21 protein-coding genes are annotated in these 21,420 nt (G+C 72.6%); 15 read left to right on the top strand and 6 right to left on the bottom strand.

The window, feature by feature from the left end; translation table 11 throughout:
* Positions 1-21: 21 nt before the first annotated feature.
* The 12 genes from HUN59_RS16455 to HUN59_RS16400 all read left to right on the top strand — a co-directional run bounded on the left by HUN59_RS16455 (position 22) and on the right by HUN59_RS16400 (position 13,482).
* Positions 22-2,190 (top strand): ATP-dependent Clp protease ATP-binding subunit, encoded by a 2,169-nt coding sequence (locus tag HUN59_RS16455; RefSeq protein ID WP_174778979.1) that lies wholly within the window; start codon positions 22-24, stop codon positions 2,188-2,190.
* 192 nt (positions 2,191-2,382) lie between these two features.
* On the top strand, positions 2,383-3,036 hold the full coding sequence (locus HUN59_RS16450) for a response regulator transcription factor (protein ID WP_174778978.1): 654 nt from the start codon (positions 2,383-2,385) through the stop codon (positions 3,034-3,036).
* Positions 3,033-4,172, top strand: a complete 1,140-nt coding sequence (locus tag HUN59_RS16445; RefSeq protein ID WP_174778977.1) for a sensor histidine kinase — start codon at positions 3,033-3,035, stop codon at positions 4,170-4,172. The genes HUN59_RS16450 and HUN59_RS16445 overlap by 4 nt, the downstream gene beginning before the upstream one ends.
* A gap of 47 nt (positions 4,173-4,219) precedes the next feature.
* Positions 4,220-4,726: a hypothetical protein gene (locus HUN59_RS16440; RefSeq protein ID WP_174778976.1), complete on the top strand. Its 507-nt coding sequence runs from the start codon at positions 4,220-4,222 to the stop codon at positions 4,724-4,726.
* Complete coding sequence (locus HUN59_RS16435) at positions 4,723-5,775, top strand: peptidoglycan-binding protein (RefSeq protein ID WP_174778975.1); 1,053 nt, start codon at positions 4,723-4,725, stop codon at positions 5,773-5,775. The genes HUN59_RS16440 and HUN59_RS16435 overlap by 4 nt, the downstream gene beginning before the upstream one ends.
* Before the next feature lie 38 nt (positions 5,776-5,813).
* Positions 5,814-6,557: an ABC transporter ATP-binding protein gene (locus HUN59_RS16430; protein ID WP_174778974.1), complete on the top strand. Its 744-nt coding sequence runs from the start codon at positions 5,814-5,816 to the stop codon at positions 6,555-6,557.
* Positions 6,554-7,741 (top strand): ABC transporter permease, encoded by a 1,188-nt coding sequence (locus HUN59_RS16425; protein ID WP_174778973.1) that lies wholly within the window; start codon positions 6,554-6,556, stop codon positions 7,739-7,741. The genes HUN59_RS16430 and HUN59_RS16425 overlap by 4 nt, the downstream gene beginning before the upstream one ends.
* Before the next feature lie 91 nt (positions 7,742-7,832).
* A complete protein-coding gene (locus HUN59_RS16420; RefSeq protein WP_174778972.1) occupies positions 7,833-8,387 on the top strand; it encodes a DUF2231 domain-containing protein in 555 nt (184 codons plus the stop codon).
* 109 nt (positions 8,388-8,496) lie between these two features.
* Positions 8,497-9,285: a DeoR/GlpR family DNA-binding transcription regulator gene (locus tag HUN59_RS16415; protein ID WP_174778971.1), complete on the top strand. Its 789-nt coding sequence runs from the start codon at positions 8,497-8,499 to the stop codon at positions 9,283-9,285.
* Positions 9,282-10,292: a 1-phosphofructokinase family hexose kinase gene (locus HUN59_RS16410; RefSeq protein ID WP_174778970.1), complete on the top strand. Its 1,011-nt coding sequence runs from the start codon at positions 9,282-9,284 to the stop codon at positions 10,290-10,292. The genes HUN59_RS16415 and HUN59_RS16410 overlap by 4 nt, the downstream gene beginning before the upstream one ends.
* Before the next feature lie 85 nt (positions 10,293-10,377).
* Positions 10,378-12,474 carry a PTS fructose transporter subunit IIABC gene (locus tag HUN59_RS16405; protein ID WP_174778969.1) on the top strand — a complete coding sequence of 699 codons (2,097 nt, stop codon included), beginning with the start codon at positions 10,378-10,380 and terminating at the stop codon, positions 12,472-12,474.
* A 279-nt stretch (positions 12,475-12,753) separates the two neighbouring features.
* Positions 12,754-13,482, top strand: coding sequence for a DedA family protein (locus HUN59_RS16400; protein ID WP_231050024.1), 729 nt, complete (start codon positions 12,754-12,756; stop codon positions 13,480-13,482).
* A 4-nt stretch (positions 13,483-13,486) separates the two neighbouring features.
* Here HUN59_RS16400 and HUN59_RS16395 read toward each other — a convergent pair whose 3' ends face one another.
* Positions 13,487-13,690, bottom strand: a complete 204-nt coding sequence (locus HUN59_RS16395; protein WP_058741762.1) for a DUF2945 domain-containing protein — start codon at positions 13,688-13,690, stop codon at positions 13,487-13,489.
* Between the two features lie 201 nt (positions 13,691-13,891).
* Between HUN59_RS16395 and HUN59_RS16390 the strand changes: the two genes are divergently transcribed.
* Entirely contained in the window at positions 13,892-14,944 is a 1,053-nt protein-coding gene (locus tag HUN59_RS16390) for a serine/threonine-protein kinase (RefSeq protein WP_058741763.1), read from the top strand.
* A gap of 40 nt (positions 14,945-14,984) precedes the next feature.
* Positions 14,985-15,608 carry a phosphoribosylanthranilate isomerase gene (locus tag HUN59_RS16385; RefSeq protein ID WP_058741764.1) on the top strand — a complete coding sequence of 208 codons (624 nt, stop codon included), beginning with the start codon at positions 14,985-14,987 and terminating at the stop codon, positions 15,606-15,608.
* A gap of 126 nt (positions 15,609-15,734) precedes the next feature.
* Here HUN59_RS16385 and HUN59_RS16380 read toward each other — a convergent pair whose 3' ends face one another.
* From HUN59_RS16380 to HUN59_RS16370, 3 genes are all read right to left on the bottom strand, one after another.
* Entirely contained in the window at positions 15,735-16,493 is a 759-nt protein-coding gene (locus HUN59_RS16380; RefSeq protein ID WP_174778968.1) for an HAD-IIB family hydrolase, read from the bottom strand.
* A 48-nt stretch (positions 16,494-16,541) separates the two neighbouring features.
* Positions 16,542-16,943, bottom strand: coding sequence for an acyl-CoA thioesterase (locus tag HUN59_RS16375; protein WP_175325143.1), 402 nt, complete (start codon positions 16,941-16,943; stop codon positions 16,542-16,544).
* Between the two features lie 270 nt (positions 16,944-17,213).
* Positions 17,214-17,807 (bottom strand): nitroreductase family protein, encoded by a 594-nt coding sequence (locus tag HUN59_RS16370; RefSeq protein WP_058741766.1) that lies wholly within the window; start codon positions 17,805-17,807, stop codon positions 17,214-17,216.
* Positions 17,808-17,910: 103 nt separating this feature from the next.
* Here HUN59_RS16370 and HUN59_RS16365 point away from each other — a divergent pair, with 103 nt between their 5' ends.
* Positions 17,911-18,834 carry an AEC family transporter gene (locus tag HUN59_RS16365; protein WP_174778966.1) on the top strand — a complete coding sequence of 308 codons (924 nt, stop codon included), beginning with the start codon at positions 17,911-17,913 and terminating at the stop codon, positions 18,832-18,834.
* Positions 18,835-19,157: 323 nt separating this feature from the next.
* On the opposite strand, the gene HUN59_RS16360 is transcribed toward HUN59_RS16365, so the two are convergent.
* Positions 19,158-19,994: an exodeoxyribonuclease III gene (locus tag HUN59_RS16360; protein ID WP_058742355.1), complete on the bottom strand. Its 837-nt coding sequence runs from the start codon at positions 19,992-19,994 to the stop codon at positions 19,158-19,160.
* A 71-nt stretch (positions 19,995-20,065) separates the two neighbouring features.
* Positions 20,066-21,394: a peptidoglycan DD-metalloendopeptidase family protein gene (locus HUN59_RS19985; protein WP_174778965.1), complete on the bottom strand. Its 1,329-nt coding sequence runs from the start codon at positions 21,392-21,394 to the stop codon at positions 20,066-20,068.
* Between the last annotated feature and the right edge of the window lie 26 nt (positions 21,395-21,420).

The raw sequence follows: 21,420 nt of genomic DNA, 5'->3' as shown, positions 1-21,420 counted from the left end.
GGCACGGAAAGGACGGACCGCATGGCGAACCTCCAGGGCGCTCCCGACTCGCAGGAACGGCAGAAGACCGCCCTCGAGCAGTACGGCGTCGACCTCACCGCGATCGCCCGCAGCGGCAAGCTCGACCCGGTCATCGGACGGGACGCCGAGATCCGCCGGGTGTCCCAGGTGCTCACCCGCCGCACGAAGAACAACCCGGTGCTCATCGGCGAGCCCGGTGTCGGCAAGACCGCCGTCGTCGAGGGGCTCGCGCAGCGCATCGTCGCCGGTGACGTCGCCGACTCGCTCAAGGACAAGCGCCTCGTCTCGCTCGACATGTCCGCGCTCATCGCCGGCGCCAAGTACCGGGGTGAGTTCGAGGAGCGGCTCAAGGCCGTCCTCAAGGAGATCGACGAGTCCGACGGGCAGGTCATCACCTTCATCGACGAGCTGCACACCCTGATGGGCGCCGGCGGCGGTGAGGGATCGGTCGCGGCGTCGAACATGCTCAAGCCGATGCTCGCGCGCGGTGAGCTCCGGCTCATCGGCGCGACGACGCTCGACGAGTACCGCGAGTACATCGAGAAGGACGCCGCGCTCGAGCGCCGCTTCCAGCAGGTCTTCGTGGGGGAGCCCACGGTCGAGGACACCGTCGCGATCCTCCGCGGGCTCAAGGAGCGGTACGAGGCGCACCACAAGGTGACGATCAACGACTCCGCGCTCGTGGCCGCGGCGAGCCTGTCGAACCGGTACATCTCCGGCCGACAGCTGCCCGACAAGGCCATCGACCTGATCGACGAGGCAGCGAGCCGACTCCGCATGGAGATCGACTCGAGCCCGGTCGAGATCGACGAGCTCAAGCGCACCGTCGACCGACTGCGCGTCGAGGAGTTCGCGCTGAAGCAGGAGAAGGACGACGCCTCGAAGGCGCGCCTCGAGACGCTGCGCGCCGAGCTCGCCGGACGGCAGACGCTGCTCGACGAGCTCGAGCAGCGCTGGCAGTCCGAGCGGGCGAGCCTGAACCGGATCGGTGAGCTGAAGCAGCAGCTCGACGAGCTGAACATGCGTAGCCAGCGGGCGCAGCGCGAGGCCGACTACGAGACGGTGTCCCGGCTCGAGTACGGCGAGAAGCCGCGCATCGAGGCCGAGCTCGCCGCCGCCGAGCAGGCCGAGAGTGCCGAGCGGATGGTCAACGACAGCGTCACCGACGAGGACATCGCCGCCGTCATCGCGCAGTGGACGGGCATCCCGATGGGACGGCTGCTGCAGGGCGAGACCGAGAAGCTGCTGCACCTGGAGACCGAGCTCGGCCGCCGGATCATCGGGCAGCGGAGCGCGGTCGGCACCGTGTCCGAGGCCGTCCGGCGCACCCGCGCGGGCATCTCCGACCCGGACCGTCCGACGGGCTCGTTCCTGTTCCTCGGCCCCACCGGTGTCGGCAAGACCGAGCTCGCGAAGGCGCTCGCCGAGTTCCTCTTCGACGACGAGAAGGCCCTCGTCCGGATCGACATGAGCGAGTACGGCGAGAAGCACTCGGTCGCGCGGCTCATCGGCGCCCCGCCCGGGTACGTCGGCTACGAGGCCGGCGGACAGCTCACCGAGACCGTCCGTCGTCGGCCGTACTCGGTCGTGCTGCTCGACGAGGTCGAGAAGGCGCACCCGGAGGTCTTCGACGTCCTGCTCCAGGTGCTCGACGACGGGCGGCTGACCGACGGGCAGGGCCGGACGGTCGACTTCCGGAACACGATCCTCATCCTGACGTCCAACCTCGGTTCGCAGTTCATGACCGACCTGTCCCTGTCGGACGAGCAGCGCGAGGAGGCCGTCCGCGAGCTCGTGCAACAGGCGTTCCGCCCCGAGTTCGTGAACCGGCTCGACGACATCGTCGTGTTCCAGGCGCTCACGAGCGATGACCTCGGCCAGATCGTGTCGCTGTACGTCGACCGGCTCGCCCGGCGGCTGTCCGACCGCCGGCTCGAGCTCGCCGTCACCCCGGCAGCGCGCAGCTGGCTCGCCGACCGCGGGTACGACCCGGTCTACGGTGCGCGGCCGCTCCGCCGCCTCATGCAGCGGCAGATCGACGACCGGCTGGCGCGCGCCATCCTGTCCGGTGACGTGCGTGACGGCGACACCGTCCGTGTCGACGTCGCCGCGGGCGGCGACGAGCTGGTGGTCGAGCCCTTCCAGCTGGCGGAGGTCGTCGAGGAGTAGCGCGCGGTGCGCGCGTGGCCGGCCTGGAGGCGCGGAGCGGGTCCCGTGGACCGGCACCGCGCCTCCAGGCCGTCACGGTGACGAAACGCCGGAGGCGCGACGGTGGGTGCATGGAACCACGGACCGTCCACACCGCCGTCGAGTCACCCCCAGCCCAGCGTCTTCAGAGGTCTCGCATGTGAAATGTCAGGCATGCGCGTACTCGTGGTGGACGATGAGACCTCCCTGGCCGACCTGATCGCCCGGGGCCTCGCCCGACAGGACATGGCCGTCGACGTCGCCCACCGCGGCGACGACGCCGACGAACTGCTCGCGGTGAACGACTACGACGTCGTGGTGCTCGACCGCGACCTGCCGGGCATGCACGGGGACGAGGTCGCCCGTCGGCACGCCGAGCGGGGCACGCTCACCCGGATCCTCATGCTGACGGCGGCGACGACGCTGTCCGACCGCGTGCACGGACTCGAGCTCGGCGCGGACGACTACCTCGCGAAGCCCTTCGAGTACCCCGAGCTCGTCGCCCGGGTCCGTGCGCTCGGACGACGAACCGTCGCCCCGGTCGCGCCTGTGCTCGAGCGGGCCGGGCTCGTCGTGGACTCGAACCGACGCGTGGCGACCCGGGACGGGCGGCCGCTCGACCTGACGAGCAAGGAGCTCGGCGTCCTCGAGGTGCTCCTGCGTGCCGACGGTCGGGTCGTCCCGGCCGAGGAGCTGCTCGAGAAGGTCTGGGACATGAACATCGACCCGTTCACGGCAGCGGTCCGGGTGACGATGTCGAAGCTCCGCAAGAAGCTCGGCGTACCGGACCCGATCCGGACCGTACCGGGGCAGGGCTACGCGCTGTGACGCGCGTCTGGAGCATCGGCGCCCGGACGGCCCTGGCGTTCGCGGCGGCGGCGATGGCGCTGACCGTCGCGGCGCTCGTGTTCGTGAACCTCGCGTCGCAGTGGTCGATCGGCGGCCAGGTGCAGCTGGACGCGGACGCAACGTCGACGCCGTGGCCGTCCGCTCCGCGCCCCTCGATCCAGCCGGATCCCGACTCGACGCCCGACGCGGGGAGCTCGGTGAGCATCGTCTCGGTGGTCGCCCAGCAGCAGTGGCAGTGGTCGGCGGTCGCCGTCGTCGGGGTCGGTGTGCTCGCCGGTGCCGTCGGGTGGGTGGTGAGTCGTCGGATGCTCCGGCCGGTCGACCGCATGAGGGCGACCGCCGACCGGATCTCGGCTTCGACCCTGCACGAGCGGATCGCCCTCGGCGGCCCGGACGACGAACTCCGACGGCTGTCCCGGACGATCGACCGGCTGCTCGACCGGCTCGAGACGTCCTTCGAGGGGCAGCGCCGGTTCGTGGCGCAGGCAGCGCACGAGCTCCGCACGCCCCTTGCCGTCCAGCGTGCAGCGCTGCAGATCGGGCTGCCCGACGACGCCGGTCCGCGGAACGTCGCCGCCGCCCGCGCCGAGCTGCTCGAGCAGAACCGACGGACGGAGCACCTGGTCGAGTCGTTGCTCGTGCTCGCGGAGGCCGACCGTGGGCTCGACGGCGTCGAGGCACTCGACCTCGCGGCACTCCTCGACGACGTCGCGACCCAGCTCGGCGCGACCGCGGACACGGCGGGCATCGCCCTGCGGCCCACCGTCGACGCCGTGTCGGTCGGGACCGTGGTCGGCGAACCCACGCTCGTGCGACAGCTCCTGCTGAACCTGGTCGACAACGCCGTCGAGTACAACGTCCCGGGCGGCACGGTGTGGGTGCGCCTGACGGCCGACGGCATCGTCGTGGAGAACACCGGCGCACCGGTCGATCCCGAAACCGTCACGGGACTGCTCGAACCGTTCCGTCGCGGTGGCGAGCAGGGGAGCCGGCGCCACAGCGGTCTCGGCCTGTCGATCGTGGCCGCGGTGGTCCACGCGCACGGCTGGACACTGGACGTGGCAGCGCGGGAGGGCGGCGGGCTGCGCGTGCGCATCCGCGTTTCGTCGGTGTAACCCGGGACGATCCGCTGGCGAAACACGGTGTGCGATGTGCTGGTCGCATGAACAGCACGATCACTCCTCGCTCAGTCCGCGCCGCTGCGGTGCTCGCCCTCGTCCTCGGCGCCCCGTTCGCCCTGACCGCCTGCTCGGATGCATCCTCTGCCCCGACGAGCACCGGCGCTGCCGGTGGCCTCGGCGCGCAGTGGGGCGACTGCATGCGCGACGCCGGCTTCTCCGTCGAGGACCCGACCGACGCGGAGCTCCGGAGCGGGACCTACCAGGCGCCGGCCGACGCGGACGCCGACGCGTTCGGGGAGCGTGCCGCCGCCTGCAGCGAGCAGGCCGGTGTCGAGCGCGCCGACGCCTCCCAGAAGCAGGAGTGGGAGCGGCAGTACGTCCAGGTGGCCGACTGCATCCGCGAGAACGGGTTCGACGACCTGCCGGAACAGCCGGCCGGTGTCCTGGACTTCCAGGGCTACCCCCGAGCAGCGGAACCCGAGTTCGAGGAGGTCAGTGCGAAGTGCCTCGCCGAGTTCGCCCCCGACACCCAGACCCTCGACCGATGACCGGGCGATCGCGCACGAGCCACCGACGCCGGACGCTCGTGACGGTGGGGGTCCTCGTCGCGGTGCTCGCTGCGGGTGCCGGGACGTGGGCGCTCGTCGGGACGCCCGACCGCTCGTCCGCGGCCGAGGAACGTCCGGCGGACCGCAGCACGGCACCGGTCACGAACGGCGACCTCGTCGACTCGAAGACCTTCTCCGGCTCACTCGGCTACGGCGCGTCGAAGCCGCTCGTCGGTGCCGCGCAGGGCACGCTCACCTGGCTGCCCGAGCCCGGTGCGACGATCGGCCGGGACCAGCCGCTGTACGCCGTCGACGAGCAGCCCGTCCGGTCGATGCACGGCACGGTCCCGCTGTGGCGCGCGCTCGAGCGCGGCGACGAGGGGCAGGACGTCACGCAGCTCAACCAGAACCTGGCGGCCCTCGGCTACGACGTCGCGCAGGACGACACGTTCGGCCCGCGCACCCAGCGCGCCGTCCGGGAGTGGCAGGAGGACCGCGGGCTGGAGGTCACCGGTCGGATCGACGCACAGCAGGTCGCGTTCGTCGACGGGGACGTGCGCGTCGACTCGGTCGCCGGGCAGCTCGGGCAGCCCGCGAACGGTCCGGTCCTGCAGGTGACGAGCACGCAGCGGGTCGTCACGGTTACCGTGCCGTCCCGCGACGCTGAGCGCCTGACGGTCGGAACCGACGTGTCCGTGCGCATCAACGGCGCCGGGGACGCCCTGCCCGGCAGGGTCGTCGACGCCGCGCCGGGGGAGTCGAAGGACGGCTCGCAGGTCGTCGACGCGACGATCTCGTTCGACGCCGGCGACCGGACGGTCCCGGAGAGCGGGTCCGCGCAGGTGATCGCCGCCGGCCGCACCGAGCAGGGCGTCCTGTCCGTGCCGGTGTCCGCGCTCGCGGCGGGATCCGGGTCCGGCTTCGCCGTCGACGTCGTCCGCGGCGACACGACGGAGCGCGTGCCGGTCGAGGTCGGGTTCGTCGCCGAGGGGCGGGCCGCGATCACGGGCGACGTCCGCGAGGGCGACCGCGTGGTGGTGCCCTCGTGATCGGCCTCCGGCGCCGACCAGTCGCCCCGGACCGCGGTGTGTCGAGCGGTGGAGCGGCGGCCGACAGCGTCCTCCGGCTGCAGGACGTCACGAAGGTCTACGGGGACGTCCGTGCCCTCGGCGGGGTGTCCGTCGACGTCGCGGCGGGGGAGCTCGTCGCCGTGGTCGGACCATCGGGCTCGGGCAAGTCGACGATGCTCAACATCGTCGGCACGCTCGACCGGCCGACGTCGGGCACGGTGACGATCGCCGGGAACGACGTCGGCACGATGTCCGACGACGCCCTGTCCCGGCTGCGCGCGGACCACGTCGGCTTCGTGTTCCAGCACTTCCACCTGCAGTCCGGTGCCACCGCGGCCGAGAACGTCGCCGACGGGCTGCTGTACGCCGGGACCTGTCGCGCGGAGCGGCAGGCCCGGGCCGTCGGTGCGCTCGAGCGGGTCGGGCTCGGGCACCGGGTCGACCACCGGCCGAACCAGCTGTCCGGCGGCGAGAAGCAGCGCGTGGCCATCGCTCGGGCGATCGTCGGCGAGCCCACGATCCTGCTCGCGGACGAACCCACCGGGGCGCTCGACACGGCCTCCGGCACCGCGATCCTCGAACTCCTGCGGGAGCTCAACGCGGGCGGCACGACGGTCCTCGTCATCACGCACGACCTCGACCTCGCGGCCTCGCTGCCCCGGCAGATCCGGATGCGGGACGGGCTCGTGCAGTCCGACTCGTCGTCCGACGCCGCGGAACTCGCCGCCGCGATCCACGGCGGTCCGGGCGGTGTCGCATGAGCGCCCGGAACGCCGTCGGCCCCCGGGACCTGCTGCGCCTCGGGGTGTTCGGCCTCCGCACGCGTCCGACCCGGGTGGTCCTGTCGGCGCTCGGAATCGCGATCGGCATCGCGGCGATGATCGCGGTCGTCGGGATCTCGTCCTCGAGCAAGGCCGCGCTCGACCAGGTGCTCGACCGGCTCGGCACGAACGTCCTCACGGCGACGGAGGCCCAGGGCTTCAGCGAGACCCCGCCGCTCCCGGAGACCGCGGTGGACTCCGTGGCCCGGCAGGACGGTGTCGAGCAGGTCGCCGGTGTCGGAACGGTGACGGAGGGCCGGGTCTACCGCAACCCGTACATCCCGGCGAACGAGTCGAAGGGCATCGGCGTCCTCGCCGCGTGGGGCGACGTGCCCGCGACGCTCGGCGGTTCGGTCGCCCAGGGGCGCTGGCTCGACACCGCCGCCGACGCCCCACCCCAGGTCGTCCTCGGCGACTACGCGGCCCGGGCGCTCGGCATCGACGACCTCCGCCCGGACACCCGGGTGTGGATCGGCGGGCAGTGGGTCCAGGTGGTCGGGATCCTCGCCTCGGTCGAGCTCGAGGACAGCCTGGACGGCCAGGTGTTCGTGCCGCGGTCGCTCGCGGGCCAGCTCGGCTTCGACGGCCACCCGACGTCGGTGTTCCTCCGGACCGACCCCGAGCAGGTGGCCGCCGTGCGGGACGTCGTGGCGCGGTCGATCAGCCCGCTCGCCCCGCAGGACGTCGGGGTCACCCGGCCGTCCGACGCGCTCGCCGCGAAGAACGCCACCGACGACTCGTTCACCGGGCTCCTGGTGGGCATCGGCGGGGTCGCGCTGCTCGTCGGTGGCATCGGCGTCGCGAACACGATGGTGATCACGGTGCTCGAGCGCCGTGCCGAGGTGGGCGTCCGTCGGGCGCTCGGGGCGCGGCGGCGGAACATCCGGGACCAGTTCCTGGTCGAGTCGCTCCTGCTGTCGTTCCTCGGTGGCGTGGCCGGCGTGGTGATCGGTGTCGGTGTGACCGTGGCCTTCGCCGTCGGGCAGGGCTGGCCGGTGGCGATCCCGCTCTGGGCGGTGGGCGGCGGCCTCGGCGCGACCGTCCTGATCGGCGGGGTGTCCGGGCTCTACCCGGCGGCGCGCGCCGCGCGCATCCCGCCGACGTCCGCGCTCGCGGCCGTCTGACTGGTCGCCTCGTCCGCCGGACGCGACCGCCTGGAGGCCCGGTGCCGGTTCCTGGAACCGGCACCGGGCCTCCAGGCCTAGCGTCCAGGGCATGCCTGAGCTGCCGATCCTGCGACGCATCACGGACGCCATCGAGCGCGCGAGCGTGCTCGACGAGGCCGTCGACCTGGACACCCGCGCCGTGCGCGCCGTCGCGAAGCCGGCGGCGCTCCGTCGGCTGCTGCACGGCGTGCCGATCGGGCACCCCCTGCACCCGCTCATGGTGCAGGTGCCGCTCGGGGCGTGGATCTCCGCGGCGGTGCTCGACACGATCGGCGGGAAGGGGAACGCCCGTGCCGCACAGACCCTCACGGGGGTCGGACTCGTGTCGGCGAGCAGCGCCTCGGTCGCCGGGTACGTCGACTGGGCGGAGCTGTCGCTCGAGCAGCGGCGGACCGGCTGGGTGCACCAGGCGGTGAACTGGGTCGGCATCACGTTCTTCGGACTGTCGTGGTGGCAGCGCCGGAAGGGCAACACCGCGGCGGGCAAGGCACTCGGGTTCGTCGGCCTGATGATCGTCGGTGTCGGCGGCTACCTCGGTGGGCACCTGTCCTACCGGCAGCGAGCCGGCGTGGGCTCGAGCGACCGGGTGCCCTTCGACGCCTGATCACGCTCCCCGGACCTTCGTTCGTGTTGGTTCTGGGATGAAACAGTTGCGATCGTGTGACTTCCGGACGTACAGTTCCTGAAACCAACGGGAACGAAGGAGTTCGGGCATGTACGCAACGGAGCGGCAGGACGCCATCGCCGCCGCGCTGCAGTCGGCCGGGCGGGTGTCCGTCGCCGACCTCGCCGAGCACTTCGACGTCACCACCGAGACCGTCCGCCGCGACCTCGACGCCCTCGAGACCGCCGGACTGCTGCGTCGCGTCCACGGCGGGGCCGTCCCCGTCGGCCGGTCCAGCGTGGTCGAGCTCTCCGTCGCCGAGCGCGAAGGCCAGCACGGCACGGCCAAGACCGCGATCGCCCGGGCCGCGATGCGCCTGGTCCCGCCGACCTTCACCGGGTCGATCGTCCTGGACGCCGGCACGACCTGCGCCGCGGTCGCCACGGAGCTCGCCCGGTGGGAGCCCGCGACCCCCGGTGCCACGCTGACGGTCGTCACGAACTCCGTCCCGATCGCCGCCGTCCTGCAGCACAGCCCCCACGTCGAGCTGCACCTGCTCGGCGGCCGGGTCCGCGGGGTCACGAGCGCCGCCGTCGGCACCGCGACCGTCGAGCAGATCGCCGGCCTCCGCCCCGACGTCGCCTTCGTCGGCACGAACGGCCTGTCCGCCGGCTTCGGTCTGAGCACGCCCGACGAGTACGAGGCCGGCGTCAAGGGCGCCTACGTGCTCGCCGCCCGCCGGAGCGTCGTCCTCGCCGACGCCGCCAAGCACGGGGTCGAGGCGCTCATGCGCTTCGCCCGCCTCGACGAGATCGACACGCTCGTCACCGACCAGGAGCCCCCGGCGGACCTCGCCGGTGCGCTCGCCGACGCCGACGTGGAGGTCGTGGTCGCATGAACGGCACCCCCAGCACCCGCATCGTCACCGTGACGCCCAACCCGTCCCTCGACCGGACCATCGAGCTCGCCGGCGAGCTGCAGCGCGGGGCCGTCCAACGCGCCGTGCACACGACCGCCGAGCCCGGCGGCAAGGGCGTCAACGTCTCGCGGGTCGTCGTCGCCAGCGGTGGGGACACCCTCGCGGTCCTGCCCGGCGACGAGCTCGACCCCGTCCTGCTCGGCCTCGCGACGCGGGGCATCCCGACCGCGGCGCTCCCGATCGGCGCCCCGCTCCGCTCGAACGTCACCGTGACCGAGCCGACCGGCACGACGACGAAGCTCAACGAGCCCGGCCCCTCGCTCGCCGGCCGCCTGGACGACCTCGCCGCGCTCGTGGCCGACGCCGCCGGGCCGACCGCGACCGGGCCCGCCGCCCGCTGGGTCGTGTTCGCCGGCTCCCTGCCGCCCGGACTGCCCGACGACGCGCTCGCCGTGCTCGTCCGCGCCGTGCGCGAGCGCCACGGGGACACCGTCCGGATCGCCGTCGACTCGTCCGGTCTGCCGTTCACCGCGCTGCTGCAGTCCGGTGAGCGCATCGACCTGGTGAAGCCGAACGCCGAGGAGCTCGCCGAGGTCGTCGGCGGGGACCCGGACGCGTACGAGCAGGACCCGGACGCCGCCGCGGTGGCCGCCCAGCGCCTGCGCGACAAGCACGTCGACGCCGTCCTGCTCACACTCGGCAGCGCCGGAGCCGTGCTCGTCTCGGACGAGGGCGCCTTCGCCGCCGCCGCACCGCGCATCGTCGCGCGCTCGACGGTCGGCGCGGGGGACTCCTCGCTCGCCGGCTACCTGCTCGCCGAGGTCGCCGGTGCCAGCCCCGCTGAGCGGCTCGCCCAGGCCGTCGCCACCGGAGCGGCCGCCGCGGCGCTCCCCGGCAGCGACGTGCCCGCCCTCGACCACACCGACCCCGGCAGCGTGACCGTCCGGACCCTGCACCCGGCGCAGGTCCCGGCACCGATCGCCTGATCGACCCCCACCGCACCACCACTTGGCAGCACCACCCCCGAACAGCAATGCCCGCGCCTCGGCGCCACTGCAAAGGAGCAACCCCATGTCCGCAGACACGACGCAGCGCCTCATCAGCGCGGAGCTCGTCGGCCTCGACGAGGACCTCGGCGGAACGTCCTCCGACGTCATCCGCGTGCTCGCCGACCGCGTCGCCGCCACCGGCCGTGCCGCCGACGGCAACGCCCTCGCCGAGGACGCGATCAAGCGCGAGGCGAGCGTCGGCACCGGCGTGCCCGGCGGTATCGCGATCCCGCACGCCCGGTCCGCCTCGGTCTCGAGCCCGACGCTCGCGTTCTCCCGCCTGGCGCGGAAGGTGCCGTTCGGTGCGCCCGACGGCGACGCGGACATCGTCTTCATGATCGCGGTGCCCGAGGGTGCGGACAAGGACCACCTGACGGTCCTGTCGACCCTGGCGCGTGCGCTCATCCGCGACGACTTCACCGCGGCGCTCCGTGCGGCCGCGACACCGCAGGACGTCGTGGACCTGGTGCAGCGCGAGGTCGGCGGCGAGGTCGCCGAGGTCGGCGTCGGCGCCCCGGCGCCCGCTGCCGCCGCCCCGGCCCCGACCACCACCGGCTCGGGTGCCCGTAAGGTCATCGTCGGCGTCACCGCCTGCCCGACCGGCATCGCGCACACGTACATGGCCGCCGACGCCCTGGTCGCCGCCGCCGAGCGCGCCGGTGCCGAGATGCACGTCGAGACGCAGGGCTCCTCGCAGGTCGAGCCGCTCGACCCAGCCCTGATCGCCCGCGCCGACGCCGTCGTGTTCGCGGTCGACGTGGACGTCCGCGACCGCAACCGCTTCGCCGGCAAGCCGCTGGTGTCCGGACCGGTCAAGCGCGGTGTCGACGAGCCGGACAAGATGATCGCCGAGGCCCTCCGCGCCGCCGACGACCCGCATGCCGCACGCGTGCAGGGCGGGGCTGCGACGACCGCCGAGTCGAACAAGGCCGACGAGCACTTCGGGCAGGCGCTCAAGCGCTGGCTGCTCACCGGCGTCAGCTACATGATCCCGTTCGTCGCGGGCGGCGGTCTGCTCATCGCGCTCGGCTTCCTGCTCGCCGGCTACGCCATCGCGCTGCCGCACGGGAACTCCGGGCAGAACAACGCGGTGTACACGCTGACGAACTACACGCTGCTCAACCTGCCGCCGGAGGGCCTCGGCTACTACCTCGGCGCAGCCGCGTTCCAGATCGGCGGGGTGTCCCTCGGGTTCCTCGTCGCCGCACTCGCCGGGTACATCGCCTACGCGATCGCCGACCGCCCCGGCATCGCGCCGGGCTTCGTCGCCGGGTCGATCGCCGTCTTCATGAACGCCGGCTTCCTCGGCGGGCTCGTGGGTGGTCTCATCGCCGGTGCCGCCGCGTACTGGATCGGGCGCATCCCGACCTGGCGCTGGCTCCGCGGCCTGATGCCCGTCGTGATCATCCCGCTCTTCGCGTCGATCATCGCCTCCGGCCTGATGCTGCTCGTGCTCGGCGGCCCGATCGCCTGGCTCATGACGCAGCTGACGAACTGGCTCAACTCGCTCAACGGCGCCTCGGCGATCCTGCTCGGCGTGATCCTCGGCCTGATGATGGCGTTCGACCTCGGTGGCCCGGTCAACAAGGTCGCGTACTCGTTCGCCGTCGCCGGGCTCGGTGCCGGCACCGCCACGAACGTCGTGCCGTTCGAGATCATGGCCGCCGTCATGGCCGCGGGCATGGTCCCGCCGCTGGCCCTGGCGCTCGCGTCGACCGTCCTGTACCGCAAGGGCTTCACGAAGCCGGAGCGCGAGAACGGCAAGGCCGCGTGGCTGCTCGGTGCGTCGTTCATCTCCGAGGGCGCGATCCCGTTCGCCGCAGCCGACCCGCTGCGCGTCATCCCGGCGTCGATGATCGGTGCCGCGGTCACGGGTGCGATCTCGATGGCGGCCGGGGTGACCTCCCGCGCACCCCACGGCGGCATCTTCGTGTTCTTCGCCATCGGGGACGTCGCGATGTTCATCGTCGCGATCGTGGCCGGCACGGTCGTGTCCGCGCTGGTCCTGGTGGGCCTGAAGAAGTGGGTGCGCAAGGCACCCGCCGCCGAGACGGCGGCCGCCGACCAGGCGGCGGTGGCCGGCGAGACGATCGGCCAGCGCGCACCCGCCGCGGTCTGACGCAACGCCCTGACGGACGGGAGGCACGGTGCCAGCCGGCACCGTGCCTCCCGTCTGTCTGCCGCACCCCCGTTCCCGCTCTGCCCGCCCTGTGCCTCGAGGTGCCGGAATTCCGGCATCTCGCGGTCCGGAGCGGCTGTCGTCGCACCCGGGCGCGCACGCAGCGGCGAGTCGTGGCACCTCGGCGTCACGTCGCCGAGCGCGGCGGCACCACGCGCACTCGGCTCGCGCACAGGTGGCGTGCCGACTCCTGGCAGGACGCTCAGACACAGTGGACCCATGACGACCGCCCTCACGCTGCCGCCGACCCTGCCCGCCTCGACCAGGAGTGCGGGTCAGGAGGCGGGCACGGAGGACCTCGGTGGCCTGTCCGGCTTCGTGCTGCAGGTCATCGACGCGCTCGGCGAGTGGGGCGTCGCGATCATGCTCTTCGTCGAGACGGTGTTCCCGCCCATCCCGTCCGAGGTGATCCTGCCGCTCGCGGGGTTCCTGGCGGGAGCCGGGCGGATGAACCTCGTGCTCGTGCTGCTGCTCGCGACGCTCGGGTCGTACCTCGGCGCGCTCGTGCTCTACTGGCTCGGCGCGGTGATCGGGTTCGAGCGGACCGTGCGCTGGCTCGGGAAGCTGCCGCTCGTCGACGAGGACGACTTCCGCAAGGCCGCGGACTGGTTCCACCGGCACGGCAGGAGCGCGGTGTTCTTCGGCCGGTTCGTGCCGATCGTGCGGAGCCTGATCTCGCTGCCGGCGGGCGCCGACCGGATGCACCTCGGCACGTTCTCGGTGTTCACGATCATCGCGAGCGGCATCTGGAACAGCGGCCTGGTGCTGCTCGGAGCGGCGTTCGGGACCCAGTACGACAAGGTCGAGCAGTACACCGAGTGGATCGACCGGGTGCTCTACGTCGCGATCGCCGTCGTCGTGGTGACGTTCGTGGTGCGACGGGTCCGGCGTGCCCGGGCGGAACGCGCCGATCGCGGGCGCCGACGTGCGGCACCCGCGAACGACTGAGCGGTCACTTCTTCGTGAGGGCCGACTCCTTGTGCGCGGCCTTGTTGCCGGACTTCTCCGACTCGACGATCCAGTAGGGGTCGTCGTCCGTCGGCTTGAAGTCCTGCCCGTCGAACGTGAAGTCCTTCGTCTTCTTCTCGACCAGCTTGCCGGTCGTCTTGCCCTGCGAGGTGTTCCAGTGCACCTCGTCGCCCTTCGACAGCGCCACGATGTCCTCCTTGCGTAGTCCCGGGCTCTCCGGGAACCCGGACGCTACCCCCGCAGTTCCGCGGATCCACGGGGATCTGTCCCCCATCACGATGTCGTAACGCCCGCGCGGATCCGAGGTGGGACGCGTACCGTTGACGGTGAGTCACCTTGCCGGCGTCTGCCGCGGAACCCGATGACTCTCGATGGATCGAAGTGCACCATGACCCTGGTCGACAGCGCACGGGCCGACACGGTCCTGGCGGGCCGCTACCGGCTCGTCAAGCTCATCGGCACGGGCGGCATGGGGTCGGTCTACGAAGCTCGCGACGAGCACACGTACCGTGCGGTCGCGGTGAAGCTCTTCGCGACGCCGGACTCGATGACGACGGCCGACCGCGTCCGCCAGGAGCGCGAGATCCGGCTGCTCAGCATGCTGTCGCACCCGGGCCTCGTGCCGCTGTACGACGCCGGCACCCACGAGTTCGAGGACGGCCCGCACCGCTTCATCGTGATGGAGCTCATCGCCGACACGACGCTCCTCCGCCGGCTCGCGGGCGGCCCGCTGCACAACTACGAGGTCGCCGACCTCGGGGCGCAGCTCGCCGACGCCCTGGCGTACGTGCACTCGCGCGGCATCGTGCACCGCGACGTGAAGCCGGCGAACATCCTCATCAACGACGAGGGCGCCTCCGGCTTCGCCCGCGCCGTGAAGCTCACCGACTTCGGCGTCGCGCACTTCGTCGACGGCTCCCGCCTGACGAACGACGGCACGATCATCGGCACCGCGGCGTACCTCAGCCCGGAGCAGGTCGCCGGGGAGCCGATCGGCTTCGCGACCGACGTGTACTCGCTCGGCCTGGTGCTCCTCGAGTCGCTGACCGGCAAGCAGGAGTACTCGGGCACCCTGATCGAGGCGGCCCTCGCCCGGCTGCGGCACGACCCCGAGGTCCCGGACTCGGTCGGCCCGGACTGGCACGACCTGCTCGCGAAGATGACCCACCGCGACCCGGCCCGCCGACCGACCGCGGTCGCCGTCGCGAGCGCGCTCCGTGGCGGGTCGACGCAGATCACCGGCCCGGTGCCCCTCGGCCCGGAGCGGACGAAGCACAAGCGCGACCACAAGCTGCACCGCGCCGCCCACCGGCACGCACGGCGCGGCACCTTCGCGGCGGTCCGTCGCTGGCGTCGCCGGAACGTCCTGGTCGGGTCGTTCGCGGCCTTCGGGGTGCTCGCCGCGTGCACCGCGGCGTACATCGCGGGCACCCTGCACTGACCCGGCCTCCGACGGGCCAGGTCCCTGGCAGGATGGATCCATGAGCGACCAGCGCTGGATCAAGATCTGCGGTCTGTCGACGCCCGAGACCGTCGACGCCGCCGTGGACGCGGGTGCCGACGCGGTCGGGTTCGTCTTCGCCGCCGGCAGCCCCCGCACCGTGACGGCGGACCTCGCGAAGGAGCTCGTCGAGCGGGTGCCGGAGGGCATCGACGCCGTCGGGGTGTTCCGTGACCAGCAGATCGACGAGATCGTCGGTATCGCGTCCGAGGTCGGGCTCACCACGCTCCAGCTGCACGGGGGCGAGTCGGCGAGTGACTTCGCGCGTGCGCGGGACGCCGGGTTCTTCACCATCCGTGCCGTCGCCGCCGACGACTTCCTGCGCGAGACGCCCGAGCAGCGAGCGGCCTTCGACCACGACCTGCTGCTGCTCGACGCCGCCGTGCCGGGCAGCGGGCGGCTCGTCGACCCCGCGACGATCGCGGGGAAGGTGGACGAGGCGTGGATCCTCGCCGGGGGGCTCACCCCGGCGAACGTGGTCGCCGCGGTCGAGGCCCTGGACCCCGACGGCGTGGACGTGTCGAGTGGTGTGGAGTCGGAGCGCGGTGTCAAGGACGTCGCGCGGATCCGCTCCTTCGTCGAGGCGGTCCGCAGCATCCCCTGAGCCGACCCGGCCGGGTCGGGCCTGGCCTGATCACGTCGCGTCGCGGACGTGACCGGATGACGGACGGGAGGCACGTGGCGAGCCCGCCACGTGCCTCCCGTCCGTCCGGTGCGCGTCAGCGCACGCTCAGCGCAGCGTCGGGATCAGCTCCGTCACGAACGCGTCGGTGTCCTCCCAGCCCTCCACCGCGTGGCAGGGGACGCCGAGTGCCTTGACCGGGTAGTCGTTGCCCTCGGGGTCGAGGCGGTCCCCGACGAACAGCACGTCGTCGAGGGCGATGCCGGTGAGCTCGGCGAGGCGGCGCATGCCGTAGGCCTTGTCGATGCCCTTCCGGGTGATGTCCACGCTCGTCGAGCCGCCGGAGCGGACCTCGAGGTCGGGCAGCTCGGCCTGCACGAGCCGGCGGAGGCGGTCCTTCTTCTCGCCGGTCGGGTCCCACCGCTTCTTCACGTCCACCGGCGCCGACTGGCCGAGGGCCGAGAACGTGATCTGCGACCCGCGGTCCTCGAGGATCGGACCCCAGGTCTCCGACTCCCAGAGCCCGGCTGCCTTCGCCTGGGTCTCGACCGCGGCGAGGGCACGGGACTTCTCGTCGTCGGTGAGGTCCTCGGCGTACTGCAGTGCCCAGTCGGACCCGGACCAGCGGTAGTAGGCGGTGCCGCAGGTCGGGAGCAGGTGCAGGTCGTCGAGGACGAGTCCGTCGCGGGCGCTCAGGGGCGTCACGAGCTGCTGCTCGAACTGCTGGAAGTTGCCGCCGGAGATGACCGCGACCGGGACCGTGGCGAGCAGCGACGCGAAGGTCTCGAGCATGCGCGGGGCGAGCGGGGACTTCGACGGCGCGAGGGTGTCGTCGAGGTCGAAGGCGACGAGGCGGGGCGTGGTCATGCCCTCGATCCTGCCAGATCCGTCGTGCTCCGCCGGTGCGGGCGGTCGTCAGGCCCGGTGCGTCGCGGGCACCCGGTCGCGCGCGTAGGTGATGTCGGTGTACCCGTGCGGGGCGGGCTTGCCGTCCTCGCCGAGGTTCACGAAGACGACCTCGTCGATGGTCAAGATGCTTCGGTGCGTGAAGAGGTTCCGGGCCTCGGCGCGCATCGTGAGCGAGGTGCGGCCGAACCGGGTCGCGACGAGGCCGATCTCGACGATGTCGCCCTCCCTCGCCGAGGACACGAAGACGATCTCCGACATGTACTTCGTGACGACCTTGCCGTTGCCGAGCTGGATGATCGCGTACACCGCGGCCTCTTCGTCGATCCAGCGCAGCAGGCTGCCGCCGAACAGGGTGCCGTTGGCGTTGAGGTCCTCGGGGCGGACCCACTTGCGGGTGTAGAAGTTCATCTCCGGGGCCGGCTCGGCGGGGTCCTGGCCAGGGTCCGGTGTCGTGTCCTGCGCGGGGTCCGGTGTCGTGTCCTGCGTGGGGTCCGGTGTCGAGTCCTGCGTGGGGTCCGGTGTCGAGTCCTGCGTGGGGTCCGGTGTCGAGTCCTGCGTGGGGTCCGGTGTCGAGTCCTGCGTGGGGTCCGGTGTCGTGTCCTGATCCATGTCCGGACATGGTACGCCCCCGTGGCGCTGGAGCGCTCCACGGGGGCGGACTGGTCCGACGCTCGTCGACTACTCCTTGACGAGGACGACCTCGTCGAGGGGGAGCCGCGTGCGCGGCGCGACCTCGCGCTCCGCGGCCTGGTCGCCGAGCTGCGCGGGGTCCGCCACGGTGCCGATCGCCGTCACGGTGTACGGCAGGAAGCGCTCCGGCAGGTCGAACGCGGCGCGGAGGCCCTCGGCGTCGATGCCGGCCATCTGGTGCACGTGCAGGCCCTCGGCGTGCGCCTGGACCGTGAGCGCGGCGAGCGACTGGCCGAGGTCGTACTGCGCGAAGGGACGCTCGTCGCCGTCCTCGGTCACGGTCTCGAGGACACCGACGACGAGGGCGCTCGCGCGGAACGCCCACGCGGCGTTGAAGCCGAGCAGGTTGTCGTTGATCTTCCGGAACGTCTCGGTGCCACGGCGGCCGGCAACGAAGCGGCGCGGCTGGTGGTTCATCGCCGACGGGGCCCAGCGGGCGGCCTCGAGCAGGGCGTCGAGCTGCGCGTCGGTGACGGTGGCGGTCTCGTCGTAGGAGCGGGGGCTCCAACGCTCCTCGAGGAGCGGCACGAGCGGCTGGCTGGAGTCGGTCGAACGGGTGAGCGTGTCGGGCGTCGAGGTCATGGTGCGTGCAACGGTACCGATGCGTCGCGCATTTCCCGTCCGAGCGCGTCTGTGAGCAGTCACATGGTCGTCCGTCCGGGACCGGGCTGACAGGATGGAGGCGATGGGTGGCGTCTTGACCGGGTTCGCGATCATCGGCGCGATCATCGCCGCCGGGTACGTCGTCGGCCGCGCCGGGCTGCTCGGCCCGCACGCCCAGTTCGTGATGAGCCGGCTCGCCTTCTTCGTCCTGATGCCCTGCCTGCTCTTCCACACCATCGCGACGGCCCACATCGAGACGCTGGTGTCGCCGATGCTCTGGGTCTCGCTGATCAGCGCCGTCACCGTGGCGCTCGTCGCCGTGCTGGTCTTCCGCCTGGTGCTGCGGCGCTCGGTCGCGACCACGACGGTGGGGGCGCTGGCCTCCGGCTACGTGAACGCGAACAACATCGGGCTGCCGGTCGCCGTCTACGTCCTGGGCCAGGCCACCGCGGTCGTCCCGGTGATCCTGCTGCAGCTCGTCGTGCTCGCACCCCTGGCGCTCACCGTCCTCGACGCGGCGACGGCCACCGGGGGCACCTGGCGGAGCCGGGTCGCCGGACCCTTCCGCAACCCGATCATCATCGCGTCGCTGCTCGGTCTGGTGTGCTCCGCGCTCCGGATCGAGATCCCGACGCCGGTCCTCGAGCCGTTCGCCCTCGTCGGGGCCGCCGCGGTGCCCGTGGTGCTCCTGTCCTTCGGCATGAGCCTGCACGGGGCGACCCCGCTGCGGGACCCCGCGATCCGGGCGGACGTGCTCGTGGCCGCCGGGCTGAAGCTCGTGGTGATGCCGCTCGTGGCGTTCGTGGTCGCCCGGTTCGTGTTCCGGCTCGACGAGCAGGACGTGTTCGTGCTCACGACGCTCGGGGCCCTGCCGGCGGCGCAGAACGTCTTCAACTACGCGCAGCGGTACCAGGCGGCGGTCCCGGTCGCGCGGGACGTCGTGCTCGTCTCGACGATCGGTGCGGTGCCGGTGCTCGTCGTGGTCGCGGCGGTGCTGCACCCGTAGCGGGCGCGCCCGGGCGGCGGCGCCGAGTGGGCCACATGTGGCCGCTCAGCGGCCCGTGGCGGCGTGTTGCGCCCGCGGGGCGCGACGCGGGCGGCGTGTCCTGCCCGCTCGCGGTGGCGGGTGGGGACTGTCGGACTGGAGGCGCGGGGCGGGCTGGCACCGTGCCTCCCGTCCGTCGCGGGGCCGCGGGGTCGCGGGGTCGCGAGTGGGCCACATGTGGGCCGCTCGGCGGCCCGTGGCGGCGTGTTGCGCCCGCGGGGCGCGACGCGGGCGGCGTGTCCTGCCCGCTCGCAGTGGGAGCAGGTGGGTGGGAGGGACCTGCGTCAGAAGATCATCGGGCGGTCGTCGTCGAGCGAGGTCTCCAGGTCCAGGTCGACCGACACGGGGACGTGGTCGCTCGGGGCGTCGCCCTTCCGCTCGTCGCGGTGGATGGTCGCGCCGACCGTGACGTCCGCGAAGGCCTGGGACCCGAGCACGAAGTCGATGCGCATGCCCTCGTTGCGGGGGAACCGGAGCGACTTGTAGTCCCAGTAGGTGTAGCCCTCGGGGACGATCGGCCGGACGACGTCCTGCAGGCCGCGGGACTCGAACGCGCGGAACGCCGCACGCTCCGGCTCGCTGACGTGCGTCGCACCCTCGAACACGGCCACGTCCCAGACGTCCCGGTCGAGCGGCGCCACGTTCCAGTCGCCCATGAGCGCGAGGGGCGTCTCCGGCTCGGCCTCGAGCCACTCGGACGTCCGGTCGGCGAGCTGCGCGAGCCAGTCGAGCTTGTACGTGTAGTGCGGGTCGCCGAGCTCGCGGCCGTTCGGGACGTAGAGGCTCCACAGGCGGACGCCGTCGACCGTGACGCCCATCGCGCGGGCCTCGACGGGCAGGTCCGGGCCCTCGTGACCCTTCAGGAACCCGGGCTGGCCGGGGAAGTCACGGGTGACGTCCTCCATCGGCAGCCGGCTGGCGAACGCGACGCCGTTCCACTGGTTCAGCCCGTGTGCCTCGACCTGGTAGCCGGCGGCCTCGAACGCCTCCACCGGGAACTGCTCGGGCTTGCACTTGATCTCCTGCATGCCGAGGACGTCGACGTCCTCGCGGACCAGCCAGTCGACGATCCGCCCCACTCGGGTGCGGACGGAGTTGACGTTCCAGGTCGCGACGCGCATGGGATCGAACCTACCTGTGCCGACGGAGCGCGGGCCGATCGACCGCGTGCCCGAGGCCGGCGAACCGCTGGCTAGAAGCCGACGCCCCGTGCGGCCATGAACGGCGCGGGGTCGGTCGTGGCGCCGTTGATGTGGACCTCGTAGTGCAGGTGGCACCCGGTCGAGTTGCCGGTCGAGCCGACGAGGGCGATGAGCTGCCCGGCCGACACCTGCTGGCCCTGCGAGACCCGGAAGCCGCCGTTGACGATGTGCCCGTAGGCGGTCTTCACGCCGCCGCCGTGGTCGATCCGGACGTAGTTGCCGTAGCCGCCGTACCAGCCGACGTAGTCGACGGTGCCGGCCGACGCCGCGACGATCGCCGTCGAGCAGCCGCTCGTCAGGTCGAGCCCGTCGTGCTTGGTGACCCGTCCGGTGATCGGGTGCACGCGGTAGCCGTAGGGGCTGATGACGTAGCCGCCGGCGGGACGGACCCAACCGGTGCCGGAGCCGGAGCCCACACTGCCGCCGCCGCCCCCGCCCGGCGCGGGCGCACCGCCGCCGCCGCTGTTCGCCGCAGCAGCCGCGGCCGCTGCTTCGCGCGCGCGGGCCGCTGCTGCCTCGCGCGCGGCCTTCTCGATCGCGGCCTTGCGCTCGGCCTCGCCCTTGGCGAACTCGGCCTCGGTCCGGACGCGACCCGAGGTCAGCGTCGCGAGCTGGGCGTCGAGCCGGGCCTTGTTGTCCTGCTGCTCGGTGTACGCCGACTGGACCTTGTCGGCCGCGGCCTGGGCGGCGTCCATCCGCTCCTGCGCGGCGGCGGCGAGCCGGTCGAGCTCCGCCGAGGCCCGGTCGGCCTGCGCGGTGAGGGAGCGGGCGACGGCGGCGTCCGCGGTCGCTGCGGCCTCGACCCGTTCGGACTGCTCGGAGAGCTTGCTCAGCGCACCGAGGTCGTAGAGGAGGTCGCGCGCGGACTCGCCGCCGGACAGTACGGAGGCGGTGACGTCGGCGCCACCGTGGCGGGCCATCTGCGCGGCGAGCTGCCCGGCCTGGGCGGCGCTCTGCTCGGCAACCTTCGCGTGCTCCTCGGCGTCGGCGCGGAGCTTCTGTTCCTTCTCGGCGGCGTCCTGCGCGTCGCTCTGTGCGGCGTAGAACTCGTCGCCGAGCCGCTGTGCCTCGGCCTCGGCTTCCTTCACCTGGGTCGCGAGGCCGTCGATGATGCTCCGGATCGCGGTGATCTGCTCCTGCTTCGCGGACTCCTGCCCGCGGGCGGCCATCACGTCGTCCCACGAGGGGTACTTCGCGGCGCTCGCACTCGGCGCGTCCAGCAGGACCGTCCCGAGCAGGCCGGCGAGCGCCAGTCCGGTCGCGGCGAGGCGGAACCGGAAGGACGTGCGGGGGATGCGGCCGTTGGTGGGACGAGTCACGGAGTCGAGCCTATACATCCGTTCAG

Source organism: Curtobacterium sp. Csp2 (assembly GCF_013347165.1).
The sequence above is the reverse complement of the archived record's forward strand: the minus strand, read 5'-3'. Positions and strand labels throughout refer to the sequence as shown.